Origin of the sequence: Tumebacillus lipolyticus, assembly GCF_042682745.1 — a bacterium.
Classification (GTDB): Bacteria; Bacillota; Bacilli; order Tumebacillales; family Tumebacillaceae; genus Tumebacillus_A; species Tumebacillus_A lipolyticus.
In genome coordinates this window covers 1223170-1236713 of record NZ_JBHUIO010000005.1, presented here as the reverse complement: position 1 = coordinate 1236713, position 13544 = coordinate 1223170, and the positions used below count along the sequence as shown (strand labels likewise).

The window sequence follows — 13544 nt, the reverse complement described above, 5'->3', positions numbered from 1 at the left end:
TATCATGAATCTAAACGAATTGATAAAAAGAAAAGACATCAAACCAAAAGAAAAAACGGAAGCGCTTGCTGCTACTATATTAGACGGGGAATTGGCTGTTCTGGACGTTATTCAGTTTGCGAACACAGCGAAGGAACCTTTGAAAGCGACATGCATGGAAGCATTTGAATATGCCACGAGCAACAAGCCTGAAGTGGCAAATTCGGATTTGTTCAAATTCGCCACTGACCATCTGGGAGCAAAGGCATCGCGTCTTAAATGGGAATCGGCCAAAGTCATTGGAAATATCGCCCATCTCTTCGCGGAAGATCTTGAAACTACGATCGAGCGCTTGTTGGAGAATACTCAAGATAGCGGCACGGTGGTACGTTGGAGTGCAGCTTATGCGCTTACGCAAATCTACAGTTTACCTAAATACGCGAATGATGCTTTTCGGAGCAAGCTTGCAGAGATTTGTGAAGCTGAGGAGAAAGCTAGCATTCGAAAGATCTATTTAAAAGTGCTGTAAGAAACAACCTGCATATCTGCTGAACGCTACAGTCAGTAATGGAGAAAAATGAAAATCTCTGTTATGAAGGCTTGAAATGAGAAGTTCCTTTTCCAAAATTGGGAAAGGATTCTTTTGAACTGTGTAACCTAACTACTTCATCATCTGGGCTCGACCGAGCAAGGGAGTTGGGGCAAAGCACATGAAGCAGACCTCCAAGGCTGTCTAATGCTCAGAAAAGAACAGATAGGCAAGATCAGTTCCCAGCTCTAGGTTTGGCAGGATCGCAATCAAGGTGGGGCACACCTGCAGCAGCTTGAGAGAGTTTGGTCAAGTAATAGCACTCTTCACGATACATATGATCGGGCATCAGCTGTGCTATCGTGCCCAGTAATTCCTTTCCAGCTGTAAGCTCCTGCACTTCGGACAGAAATTTCATAAAAAGAAGCATCACAGAATTGGCTTCCCGATTGAACCTTCGCAAAGCGGGGAAATCGGTCAAGCCAGTACGCATATATCCGGCAAGCTCGATCGCTTTCAGATAATAGTTTTGAAAATAGCGCTCGAATTCCTCGCTCTTGTTTTTCCAGCTCTGCTCGACCAGATCGAATTGGCCAGACAAGATGCCCGCGTGGCCGACTGCGTCTTGAAGCCAAAGCAAATGCTGATGAACCGCTGGTCCCGAAGGAGGTAGTCGGACGCTTGTCAGCGCCGCAAAAACACGCATCGCTTCCTCGATTTCATTGACCATATGATTCAAAAACGTCTGGGACAAATGGATGGAGATATCCCCTGTTAGAGACCGTCGCAGCAAATGAAGCTTATAGCTACGCAATTGTGAAGTCCAAGGATTGACAGATTGAAGCAAGGTTGCGATGCTCTCGCCATCCAGGTTCCGCCGCGCGGTATCCAACAACTTGTCAAATGCCTGAATAAACTGCTGCGCAACGGATATTTCCGCCGCTTCCCCTGAGGCAAGCCCATCCCGAATAAACCTCGCATGATCGCCAAAAATCTGCAGCCAAAATCGGAGTTCAAAGAGGGCGCCGTCCTCAAAGCACATTCCCGCCATTTTCTACAGCTCCTTTCAGATGACTCCCCATTCCTTCACCCTATGTAAGAGTGCGTTTTCACATGCCTATCCGGTACCCGGCGTACATCCTCAGATCGAGAAAAATCGATGTTGGGCCAACATGATCAATACGAACTGCCAGACCTCCCAATGACTGCCCACCAAGCACGAGCAAGAAATTATTTCATGCATCATGCTATTTTGCACTGATCGTGGTTAATAATTGAATACATAGAAACTTTCCGCAAAAAACTCCTTGCATGTTGGAGCTGCCAATTGGGATAATTGATGTCTGCGGGAATGAGAGACGAAGAGGAGGCTATCAGATGAAACAGGAATTTATCGAAATCATGAACGCGAGGGTAAACAATCTGAAGAACGTCAGCGTGCAGATTCCCAAAGGCAAAATCACGATTTTTACCGGGGTTTCTGGATCGGGTAAGTCCTCCATCGTGTTTGATACGATCGCTCAGGAAGCAGGGCGACAGTTAAATGAAACGTACAGCAGCTATGTACGAACGTTTTTGCCGCGGTACAGCCGGCCGGAAGCGGATGAGATCAGCAACCTGTCCACGGCGATTGTGGTCGACCAAAAACGGCTGGGCGGGAATGCTCGCTCTACGCTGGGGACTATAACAGACATCAATGCGCTGTTCCGGTTGCTGTTTTCACGTTTTGGCGAACCGCAGGTCGGGTACAGCAACGCCTTTTCCTTTAATGATCCCAGCGGCATGTGCCCCAAATGCGAGGGGATTGGCCGAACCATCACGCTCAATGTAGATTCTGCACTGGATCGGGAAAAATCGCTGCGTGAAGGCGCCATCTTGTTGCCAGGCTTTGCGCCGGGGACGTGGCTGTGGAAGATGTATGCGGAGTCAGGTTTCTTCGACATTGAGAAAAAGATAAAAGACTATACAGAAGCAGAGCTGGAGCAGCTGATGGATGCGGAGCCGCAAAAAGTGGTGGTCACGTATCAGGACAGCGATTTGAACGCCACATACGAGGGCATTGCGGTCAGATTCATGCGCTTGAACGTGAAAACGGACAAAGACACCTCGAAAGCGGGCGCCAAAATCCTGAATCAGTTCACCACGACTGTCACCTGCCCAGCTTGCCATGGTAAGCGCTATAACGAGAAGGCGTTGACATCCAAGATCTTGGGCTACTCCATTGCTGATATGACCGACATGCAATTGGATGAGCTGATCGATGTGGTGATGCAAGTAGATCATCCGATGGCGAAACCGGTCGTGGATGGCATTGTGGAACGGCTGAGAAATCTGTGTGAGATCGGGTTGGGCTACATGAGCCTGTCTCGGGAAACGACGACGTTATCTGGCGGCGAATCGCAGCGGGTCAAGATGGTGAAGCATCTGTCCAGCAGCTTAACCGGCTTGATGTACATCTTCGATGAACCGAGCACAGGCCTGCACCCGCGGGATGTGTATCGATTGAATGAAATGCTGGTCAAACTGCGGGACAGAGGCAACACCGTGCTGGTGGTGGAGCATGACCCCGATGTGATTCAAGTTGCCGACCACATCATTGACGTCGGGCCGAAAGCGGGCTCCGGCGGCGGGCAGATCATGTACAGCGGCAGTTATCAGGGGTTGTTGTCTTCCGATACGCTCACCGCCAACTATTTAACACGCGACACCGCCATCAATGCAGATCCACGGCCGGTGGACAAGTTTTTCGAAAGCAGCACAAGCAGCCTGCACAATCTGAAAAATGTCAGCCTTCGCGTTCCCCAAGGTGTGTTCACCGTGGTGACAGGAGTGGCAGGCTCCGGCAAAAGCACGCTGGTCAACGAAGTGTTTGCTAAAGATTTTCCGGAAGCGGTTCGCATCGACCAAAGCTCGGTACACGCCAACATACGCTCCAATCCGGCCACGTACTCGGACATCATGAACTCGATCCGCAAAGCGTTTGCCAGTGCAAACGATGTGGAGGGCGGGCTGTTTAGTTCGAACTCGGAGGGCGGCTGTGAAACGTGCAAAGGCACGGGAATCGTGGAGCTCAACATGTCCTTTATGGATAAGGTGGAGATGGTCTGCAGTGAGTGCGACGGCACCCGCTTTAAACGGGATGTGCTCGGGTATCTGTACAAGGGGAAAAACATTGTAGATGTGATGGAGATGACCGTTGCGGAAGCTTTGGAGTTTTTCGAAGCGAAGGACATTCGGAGCAAGTTGAAGAGCCTGGCAACGGTCGGCCTTGACTATCTGACCTTGGGGCAGCCACTGAGCACGCTTTCCGGCGGGGAATGCCAGCGGCTGAAGCTGGGTAAGGAATTGAACAAGAAAGGCAACATCTACATTCTTGATGAACCGACCACCGGGTTGCACATGTCTGATGTTGCCACCATCTTGCGCATCATCGATCAACTGGTGGCGAAAGGAAACACTGTGATCGTCATTGAACACAATCTGGACGTGATCCGCAAGAGCGACTGGATCATCGATTTGGGCCCAGATGGCGGCACCGGCGGCGGGGAGATTCTCTTCGAAGGGCCGCCCGCCGAACTTGTGAAGTGTGAGCGTTCCGTCACGGCGCGGTATTTGTAAGCATGAGTGTGCACTGCGCAGGAACAGCGAACTTCAACGCCTCTTGCCAAGTGAAACGAACCTCTGGTTGAGCGAATACCTGCTCACCGCTTGATGCCTTGATCCAGTCTAAATCTGCGGCGTAGGGGAGTCCTGATTGGACATTGAGTTGCTGCGGCTGCTCAAATTCAACACTTCATATACCGTGTCCCAACAGAGAGGGGCTGTCTCAGGTCAATGTATGACCTTTTGAGACAGCCCCTCATGATGTTGTTACAAGTTGCAGGTGAATCTGCTACGAATAGCGCCCTGAAGATTGCCTTTTGCTGCGGGGCTTGCAAAGGAGGGCGACGCTCCGACTCTTTTCCTGCTGAGTCTATTTTGACGCGGCTGCGAGGTGAAGCGTGTCAAAATACCCCGAAGGGAGTATGGTCTTTTGGGTGTGCGCGCTTTACGCTAACAGCGTTGAATACAACGGAGAGGGAGGTGAACGGTTTGAGCGATGCTCCCTTTTTCTCTGCTCAGGCATTCGCTCCGATTTCGCACGAGATGATTTTACAGACGAAAGGAATAGTCCGATGAAAAAACGCAGGATCCAATCCTTGCTGGCAGTCGTCGTGTTGCTGCTGCCGCTGTTCGCAGCCCTGACAACGGCGGCAACCGTTCAGCCAGCCAGCGCGGCTGCTTTCCAAGGCAAACTGATGACCGACTTCGAAATGCTGTTCAATACGACCTATGCCGGAAAAGTCACTCACTATGTATACAGCGTTAACGGCACGGTTCATCAAACATTTGACCTACCGCCGGCTGCGGCAGATTGGGCTACGCCTTCCAATTTTTACGAGGAAGGCTGGATGCGTAACAGCACCGCAGAAAGTTACACATACAGCCAAAATGGTAAAATCCAGCAAACGTCCGACCCAATGAGTATCCCGTCAACGGCCACCTGGGCCACGATTTCCTCTTTCGAAATAGACGGTACCCCGGGCGACCCGATCCAGAATACTGTCTTCCAGTACTCGATGAACGGGTCCGATGTGCTGACCGCGACAACCGCGACCGAAATTCCACCGAACGCCTTGTGGGCGACGCTCGTCTCCTTCCATACGGCCTGGGTGGAGATTAGCAACGTTCAATTTACGACCTACAACCTGAACCGACCGACTCCGTCCGTCGTGTCTTTTTCGATCTCTTCGGACGGTGGGAATTCTCAATACGCCAAGCCTGGCGATTCCCTAACGGTCACTCTCATAACCGACCGACCGATCATGGAGCCGATCCTGAAGATTGCCGGCCGCACCATGTTCGCCGAGGGAGGCGGCACCACGTGGCAGGGCAGCCTTTATCTGTTCGATTATAACGTCGAGGAAGGGCCTATTCCGGTGTCGGCAGAATTCTACTCCCTAGCAGGGGCGCCAGGGCCGGTTCTTTCGACGACGACAGACAGCACGTCTCTCATCCACGACAAAATGGCTCCCACTCTTTCTTATACGCTATCGCCCGCCGGAGCGACGAATCAGAACGTGACCGTACAGGTCACGGCGAGCGATGCGGGAAGCGGCGTGGAGCAAATCAAATGGGCGGAAGGCGCACAAGACGCCTCCTACTTTTTGGCGGAAGGAACTGCGTTCACCGACAGCTTCACGGCGAGCACAAACGGAATCTACACCGTGTACGCTCGCGACCGCATCGGCAAGGTAACCCTGATGCCGGTGACGGTTGCCAACATCGACCGCGAAGCGCCGACGCTGACGCTTTCGCCGAGCACGACCGCACCGACGAATACAGATGTCGTGGTGACGGCAGAGGCGTCCGACAATGTCGCGATCGGCAAGCGTCTCTGGGCGGAGGGCACGAGGGATGCCGCCTATTTTCAATCAGGCAACGGCACTTCGTTCACGACTGAATTTTTCGTGGCCGCAAACGGGACTTACACTGCCTATGTTGAAGATACGGCCGGCAACGAAGCGCTGGCGACAATCACCGTGTCGAATCTTCTGCGCCAGGCTCCGTCGATTGCGCTGACGCCTTTTCCGAGCTTCCCGACAAACGAGCCGGTAACGGTTGGCATCGAAGCGCATTCCGCCGGGGAGGAGGTTGGCATTTCGCTGGTCGCGCTGCGCTGGGCCAAGGGCGAGCGAGATGTCGCCTTCTTTGCGGACGGCGGAGGCAAAAATGCGCTTTTGACGGAGGAGTTTGAAGCGAGTGAGAACGGCCTTTACTCGGTGTACGCACGGGATGAGGCTGGCAATGTGGCAATCTCGTTCATCAACATCTCCAATATCGACCGCGAGGCGCCAACTTTAACGCTGACACCGAGCACGACCGCGCCAACGAAAGCCAGCGTGACCATCGCCGTGAATGCGGCGGACACCGGCAGCGGCATGGAGAGCGTCCGCTGGGCGTCAGCGGCTCCCATTCCGGACTTTCCGTGGCCGTCCAGCGAGGTGGAAGACGGTGAATTTACTGTTGAGATGAATGGCACGTATACGGTGATCGCCATTGATCAGGCTGGCAATGAAACGATCAGACAGCTGACCGTGGCGAACATTTTCCGAGACGCGCCGACGCTTGTGCTTATCCCGGAGACGACCCAGCCGGTTGGCGGAAAAGTGACCGTATCTGTTCAAGCGGCGGCCCAGGGAGCGGGGAATTCGATTTCCGACCTCCTTTGGTCGGAGGGAGAACGGTCGATCGGTTACTTCCGCGAAGGGTTGAGCGAGGATATTCAGGCAGACAAGAAGTTCGATGCGGAGGTGAACGGTACGTACACCGTCTATGTCCGCGATGCTGCCGGCAACGAAGCGCTTGAGACGATCGAGATCGACAATATCAGGCGCACGAATGCCTCGCTTCTCTCGCTCGTGGCTTGGGTCGGCGAGGAAGAGCTGGCGTTCTCTCCCACCTTCGATCCCGAGCAGCAAAATTATGAGCTTAAAGTGGGGACGAAGGTAAGCTCGATGACGCTGGAAGCTGCTGCGGAGGACGAGGACGCCACAGTCACCGTAAACGGCAAAGCGCTCGTCCGCGGGGAAACGGCTTCGATCCCGCTGAATTTCGGCGTCAATACGATTCGAATTGTCGTATCCGCACATCTTCCATCCGTGCAGAAGATTTATACGATCAAAGCGACTCGCGAAGGCCTGCCGTCGAGCGGAGGATCATCGTCTGCCGCATTTACCGCGTGGCTGAACGGCAAGCCTGCTCCGGCGGTGCTGAACGAAACTGCCAGCCAGAGCCCTGACGGTCGGATGATGAAAGAGCTGCAGCTGGAAGATGCCTCGGCGATCGTCGCACTCGCGCAGACGAGCCGGGAGAACGAGCTGCGAATCGGACTGATCGGCGAGTATGCTCCGCAGGTGGACGCCGTCAAGCTCCGGCTCTCGGCGCAGGCGCTGTCCCAACTGTCGGCGCATAACATCCGGCTGACGCTGGACATCGGCGCTGTCGCTTATGAATTGCCGACCGGAACTTTGGCCGTAACGGGCGACGAGCTGGTCGTAGAATTGGGAGCCTTGCGCCAGCCGAAGGACGCTGAGAAGACGCTGAGCGACGCCAAGGCGGCAGGTGCGGGCGAGTTGCAGGTGAAGCTCGTCGGCGTTCCAGCCGAAGTCACGGCAAACGTCACCGGCGGGGCGGTCGAAGCCGCTTGGCTAGTGCTGCCATTGCCTGAAGGAATCGATTCTGCCGCCCTGCGCAAGCTCGCGGTCTTAATCGTCAACGGTGACGGCTCGAAATCGATCGTGCCCGGTACGATTCGCTACGACTTGCAAGGCCGCGCGACAGGCATCGCGGTGCACTCCGACGCTTCCGGCCGAGCTGCGGTGCTTCAGGCTGAGCCGATCAAAGCCTTATTCGAGCGCTATGTCAGCGGCTACACCGTCGACAGCTTCGGCCCTGACCGGTCGGTAACGCGCGCCGAGCTGGCCGCTCTGCTTGCCAAGCTAACGGCGGCGGACGGAGGTGCTCGCACCGGCGACAGCAGTGCGGCGGCGTTCCGCGATGTGCCGCAAACGCATTGGGCGGCAGACGCGATCGCGCAGGCGTCTGCTGCGGGTTGGATGGGCGGTCGACCTGACGGGCTGTTCAGCCCGAACGACCCGTTGACGCGAGCCGAGCTGGCCACAGTGCTCGTGCGGTGGCGCCAAGTGCAAGCATCCGGTCAGCCCCGCTTCCCGGACGCGGCATCCCATTGGGCTGCCGCAGCGATTGCTACCTCTGAACGCCGGGGATGGATGATCGGCTACGAGGACGGCAGTTTCCGCCCCGACCAGAGCGTGACGCGGGCCGAAGCGGTCACCATATTGAACCGCGTGCTCGGGCGTCCGTCCTTGCCGGACGGCGGTCAGGCTTGGTCTGACGTGCCTGCCTCCCACTGGGCTGCTGGCGCCATCCGTTCCGCTTCGCAAACGTATGAGGCGCTCCGCTACCTCAGCGGCGAAGTCGAAAGGGCACAGGTACATTCCGACTGATGAGTTATCCTGCATGCAGGATGTAGTCGATCTGAAACCGGGGAAGTTTGAAGGGGGTCACCCATAGAGTGACCCCCTTCCTCCATCAGTCGAGCAGCTTCAGTTCCTTCGCCTGCATGATCGCTTTCGTGCGGCGGTTGACCTTGAGCTTCGCGAATATATGCTTGACGTGCACTTTGACTGTGCCGACCGCGATGATCAGGCGGTCGGCTATTTCTTTGTTGGAAAGCCCAGCAGCTAGCAGAGCGAGCACTTCCAACTCGCGCTCCGTCAGCGGCTCCTCGATGACATCGCCTTGCACCTGCGGCGCATCCTCCTCGGCGAAAGGCTCACCGTCCGGGGACTGCCGCAGCACGCACATCATCAGGCCCTGCGAGGCCATCGACAGCAGTACGCCAGTTTGCGCTGCATCGAGCACGCCGGATGCGAGGCGGTTCTCCAGATAGAGCACGCCGAGCAGCGTGCCGTGAATCTTGACCGGCAGGCATAGCATGGACTGCGGGCGATGCAACGCCACGTAGGGATTGCGCGCGAGCCAGCTGTCCGACTCCCCGTTGTAGGCAACCGTTTCTTGTGTGCGATACACATAGCGGACGATGCCCTCGGGCAGCAGCGGACTTCCTTGCAGCGCGCGCTCGGCGGCGACGGCCGCTTGATTCGGCTCGGCGTAGACCTGAATGCGCAGATCTTCTCCGCCTGCCGCCAGCAGGGCGCCCGTGCTGGCTCCAGCATAGGTCATCATGATCGTCAACAGTTCAGCGAGCATGGTGTCAGCATTGTCGCGTCCGGTGATGACGCGGGTCGCGCGCAGAATGGCGGTCAGCTCAGCTTCCAGCTCGGCTTCACGCAGCACCTGCCGCGCAGCCCCCGCGTCTCCCGCGGAAAGCTCTGCTCTTGGCGAATCGTCTGGCTTGCCCTGCCGCAGTTGCTCGCCCCGACGAGCCTCGTTCAGCTTAGTCGCGAGCAGTTCGATCTTGCCGGGCAGCTCCCATTCTGTATAACCCTCCAGCGCGATTCGATGATAATGGCTCGCTGCCGCTGGCCGCCCGTTCCGCTCATAGAACTGTCCGGCGAGCTCGCCGCCGAGCGCCTTCGCCCGTAAATCGCCGTATTCGTAAGCTTCCCGGAGCGCTGCATCGTACAGTCGTTCAGCATCTTTGCCGCGTCCGCGCGATTCGGCATAGGCGGCGTGCAGCAGCGTGCAGCGGGCGCGGAAGTTGATCTCGCTGCCGGCCGCAAATTGGCGGTAGCGGCGCAGCAGCTTCCGAATGCGTGCAGCTTTGCCGCGTCTACGCCCGGCTCCCTCCGCGAGATGGGAGCCGATCAGAGCGAGCGCTTCGTAGAAGCAGCATTCTGGCAGATGCGGGAGGTGGGTGGCATACGGCTCATGCTCCGCTGCCCTGAGACACCATGCTGCAGCCTCATCATGACGACCCTGCAGGTAGCACAACTGCGCTTTATACGTGCTGAACTGATAGAGCGTCGTCGCGGCCGTCTCCTCTCGCCCGATGCGAGCAAGGAAGGCCGCTTCTGAGAACTGGCTGTCGTTGAAGGAAACTGGCGATTCTGTCTTCCCTTGAAGCGCAGCAATCCATTGCAGATACAGATAGAAGTTTTGCTGCACGAACTCATCCTTCGTCGTCTCAAGCACCGTCATGTACTCGGCGATGACGCGCGCCATCTCGCGCAGCGAGCAGCGCGTGTACAGGGAGTTGACATGGCCGCCCATGGCGAAGCTGGCAAAAATATAATCGCCGGCGTTCAGGCCGTGGCGCATCGCCTCGGGCAAGTAGCGGTCGGTCTCGCGAGCGTCTCCGGCGAAGATGCTGTTGACCGCGCTGTGCATGGTGAGCGCCATGCTGCTGACCGACGCCAGACCGCCGCTTTCGGCGAGCGCTACACCCAACCGACCGAGCCGCATCGCCATCCCGTGCTTGCGCCAAGCGGTCTCAGCCAGCATGCCATAAGCGGAGAAGACGACAGCCGCAAGCGGAGAGTGGCCACCATGAAGCAAGAGCCGCAATGCCCTGCTCGTCAGCAGGAAGAATACTTTTTTGTCGGTAAAAAAGGTGGACGGCACAATCGCCACAATCTGGTTTAGGGCGGCGATCAGCTGCGGATCGGTCATCTCTGGCAGCTGGTGCAGTCGATCATCTGAGCGGGCCAGCATCGCGTTCGTTTTCCACTTCTCGGCCAGCAACCGCAGCGGGCCAGGCTTCGGGGACAGGCGAATTCCGAACTCGGACAAACTCTGCATGCCGAGCGCAGTTCCTTCCGCATATTTGCCTTGATTGATGAGCTGCATAATGCGGATCATTTGCACGCGGCTGCGTTCGATCGGATTGCGCGCTCGCGTCAGCAAGGTATGGACTTGTCGCAGCGAATCTTCTCCCTGTCCACACAGATAGGTGCATTCTGCCAAACGGACGCTCAGCTCGAAGCACAAATCGAAGCGGTCGTTCCAGTGCCCCTCTTCGAGCAGGGAGCTGCCGCGACTGTAGTAGCTGAGCGCAGCATCATAGGCAGAAGTGGCCAAGGCGCGGTTGCCAGCCTGTAAATTCAGCTCCGCGAGCGCAAGCCGTTCCTCGTCGCTGTTCAGCAGTTCCGCTCCGCGGTTCATGTGCAAGGCTTGCTCGAACAGCCTCTCGTCTCCGCCGACTTCGCTCGTTCTTTCTGCGGAAATGGATCGCCCGATCGCCAGGTGCAGGTGCGAGCGCTCCGATTCGCCGATCCGGTTATAGATCAGCTTCTGAATGCTGTCATGGGCGAAGTGGGCGCTTCCGTCCGGCTGGCGGAGCACCAGCCCTCCGGCTTCCATCGCCTGCCAGGCTGCCAGACCTTGCTCCTCCGAAAGTCTGCAGACGGAGGCGACAAGCTTGAGGTTGAACGAGCTGCCCACGCAGGCAGCCGCCTTCAATAGCTCGACAGCAGACTGTGGCAACAGCCCTAGCCGGTAATCCAGCAGGCCGACGACCTCGAATTCGGCATCGTCGCCAAGGGTGGAATCGATCTGCCACTGCCAGATGTTGCTGTCCGGCTGCCACTGCAAGCGCCGTTCATCGCGCAGTCGAAGCAGCAACTGCTTGAAGTGAAACGGGTTGCCGCCGGTGCGGGCGACCAATGCTGCGCTCAGCGGCAGCGTCTGAACCTCGGCCGCACCGAGCGTGTCGGCTGCCAGTCTGTTGAGCGTCTCCAGCGGCAGCGAGGCGAGCCGGATATACCGCATGACAGTCTGTTCCGATGCGCTTCCCTCCGCTCCAGAGCCGGGCAGCGGCATCGAAGCGCCGAGCTCCGGGCGATAGGCGCCGATGAGCAGCAAATATTGGCATTCCGGATCGCGGATCAAGGCGTCGAGCAGCTGCAGCGACGACATATCTGCCCACTGCAGATCGTCGATGAACAGCACGAGCGGATGCTCCTTGGCCGCGAGTGCTCCTACAAAGCGGCGGAATGCGTAGAGAAACCGATTGCGCGCTTCTGCCGTCGGCAGTTCCTCTTCGCTTGCCGCATCCGTTCCGAACAGCAGACGCGTCTCAGGGATGAGCGCGGCGACTACGCCAGCTACACTTCCCATCGTCCGTGTCAGCTTCTCACGCCACGCCTCGAAGGCTGCCTCCGATTCGCCGAGCAGTCGGCGTATTAAGCCGCGAAACGCTTTGACGATCGGCTCATAGGGCACGCCGGAAGCGAGCTGCTCGAATTTGCCGGAGATGAAGTAATAGGAATCGGCGAGCTTGCCGTCGCGGAACGTCTCTTCGATTAACCGCGATTTGCCAACGCCAGCCTCTCCGCATACGTATACGGCCTCGGACGATCCGAGGCAGACGGAGCGGAACGCATGCTCCAGCTGTGCGACTTCAGATTCCCGTCCGTAGAAGCCGGGCGCCCCATGCTGGGCCGGATTGGCCTGCTCGCAATCTTCAAGCGCTGCCAGCAAGCTTTCTGCTGATTTGAAGCGCCTGTCCGGATTTTTGTCCAACAGCTTCAGGACGACCTGCTCCAGCGCTTCCGGCAGATCGGGCAGCCGCCCGCGCAGCGGGGGCGGACTTTGCGCCAGATGCATATACATCCAAGCGAGCGGATCGTCCGCCGCAAACGGCGGCGACCCCGCGAGCATTTCATAGAAAATAACGCCTAACGAATACAGGCTGCTGCGCTCGTCCTCCTGCCGCTGCATGCGCCCCGTGCGTTCAGGAGAGCAATAAGGCCAGGTAGCTTCGCCCAGCGGGTCGCGCTGCTCCCTCTGCAACAGCCGAACGCTGCCGTCAACAGCGACGGCGATTTTATCTGGCTGCAACTCCGGCAAAGGGAAGCCGCGGTTGCAGCTCTCGGCAAGCGCGGCCGCCAGTGCACGGGCAAAAGGCAGGAATTGCTCCGGCGGCATGGCGGTTCGCTTGAGCAACCATTCCCGCAACGTCGCAAAGGGAGTGTCGCTTCCTACATCGTACACACTGCGATTTATATCAGCATTTGGCATAAAATCGATCACACCGTCCATCAAGCAGGCTAGGTAAGTCAATGTCTTAACAAAAGAGGGATTGTGTTTAAGGTAGAGTCAAATATTTCTTTGCATCAGTCTATCGCGGGCTCCTCGCTTTGTAAATCGCCGATTTGCGCAAGGCAAGAACGGCAAGAACGCCAGGGAAGCACCTTGGCGTTCTTGCCGTTCTTGTTATTTGTTCGGAGAGGGGCTAAGTTTACTCGAAGATGCTGTTGCCAGTGATGAGGGTGACGATTCCGACGATCATCGATACAACGAAGAGGATAATGAAGTACCATTTGGCAAATCTGAGGCCCATGCCGTCACCCTGCCACCACAAAATACCGTAAAAAATGGCTCCGATCAAAAAGGCCAAGGCAAAAGCGGTAAGTGCATTTCCCATATCGGTTGCTGTTCCCTTCCTGATAAAGTCTTCCATTACATATAGTAAAGAAGCGCCGACCTCTGCTCCATACCTCTTTTAGGG

7 protein-coding genes are annotated in these 13544 nt (G+C 56.8%); 3 read left to right on the top strand and 4 right to left on the bottom strand.

The window, feature by feature from the left end:
- The first annotated feature begins 4 nt into the window (after positions 1-4).
- Positions 5-508, top strand: coding sequence for a hypothetical protein (locus ACFSOY_RS10910; RefSeq protein ID WP_386046509.1), 504 nt, complete (start codon positions 5-7; stop codon positions 506-508).
- A 235-nt stretch (positions 509-743) separates the two neighbouring features.
- On the opposite strand, the gene ACFSOY_RS10905 is transcribed toward ACFSOY_RS10910, so the two are convergent.
- Positions 744-1559, bottom strand: a complete 816-nt coding sequence (locus ACFSOY_RS10905) for a DUF2935 domain-containing protein (RefSeq protein WP_386046507.1) — start codon at positions 1557-1559, stop codon at positions 744-746.
- 326 nt (positions 1560-1885) lie between these two features.
- On the opposite strand from ACFSOY_RS10905, the gene ACFSOY_RS10900 reads away from it, so the two are divergent.
- Complete coding sequence (locus ACFSOY_RS10900; protein ID WP_386046505.1) at positions 1886-4126, top strand: ATP-binding cassette domain-containing protein; 2241 nt, start codon at positions 1886-1888, stop codon at positions 4124-4126.
- 500 nt (positions 4127-4626) lie between these two features.
- On the opposite strand, the gene ACFSOY_RS10895 is transcribed toward ACFSOY_RS10900, so the two are convergent.
- Positions 4627-4890 carry a hypothetical protein gene (locus ACFSOY_RS10895; protein WP_386046503.1) on the bottom strand — a complete coding sequence of 88 codons (264 nt, stop codon included), beginning with the start codon at positions 4888-4890 and terminating at the stop codon, positions 4627-4629.
- 69 nt (positions 4891-4959) lie between these two features.
- Between ACFSOY_RS10895 and ACFSOY_RS10890 the strand changes: the two genes are divergently transcribed.
- Positions 4960-8577 (top strand): cadherin-like beta sandwich domain-containing protein, encoded by a 3618-nt coding sequence (locus ACFSOY_RS10890; RefSeq protein ID WP_386046502.1) that lies wholly within the window; start codon positions 4960-4962, stop codon positions 8575-8577.
- 85 nt (positions 8578-8662) lie between these two features.
- On the opposite strand, the gene ACFSOY_RS10885 is transcribed toward ACFSOY_RS10890, so the two are convergent.
- Positions 8663-13054, bottom strand: coding sequence for an AAA family ATPase (locus tag ACFSOY_RS10885; RefSeq protein WP_386046500.1), 4392 nt, complete (start codon positions 13052-13054; stop codon positions 8663-8665).
- Positions 13055-13274: 220 nt separating this feature from the next.
- Positions 13275-13460, bottom strand: coding sequence for a hypothetical protein (locus ACFSOY_RS10880; protein ID WP_386046499.1), 186 nt, complete (start codon positions 13458-13460; stop codon positions 13275-13277).
- Between the last annotated feature and the right edge of the window lie 84 nt (positions 13461-13544).

Excerpts from the sequence above, each read along its gene's own strand:
- ACFSOY_RS10910 (WP_386046509.1), top strand. The coding sequence starts at position 5 with ATGAATCTAAACGAATTGATAAAAAGAAAAGACATCAAACCAAAAGAA.
- ACFSOY_RS10905 (WP_386046507.1), bottom strand. The coding sequence starts at position 1,559 with ATGGCGGGAATGTGCTTTGAGGACGGCGCCCTCTTTGAACTCCGATTT.
- ACFSOY_RS10900 (WP_386046505.1), top strand. The coding sequence starts at position 1,886 with ATGAAACAGGAATTTATCGAAATCATGAACGCGAGGGTAAACAATCTG.
- ACFSOY_RS10895 (WP_386046503.1), bottom strand. The coding sequence starts at position 4,890 with ATGAACCGTGCCGTTAACGCTGTATACATAGTGAGTGACTTTTCCGGC.
- ACFSOY_RS10890 (WP_386046502.1), top strand. The coding sequence starts at position 4,960 with ATGCGTAACAGCACCGCAGAAAGTTACACATACAGCCAAAATGGTAAA.
- ACFSOY_RS10885 (WP_386046500.1), bottom strand. The coding sequence starts at position 13,054 with ATGCCAAATGCTGATATAAATCGCAGTGTGTACGATGTAGGAAGCGAC.
- ACFSOY_RS10880 (WP_386046499.1), bottom strand. The coding sequence starts at position 13,460 with ATGGGAAATGCACTTACCGCTTTTGCCTTGGCCTTTTTGATCGGAGCC.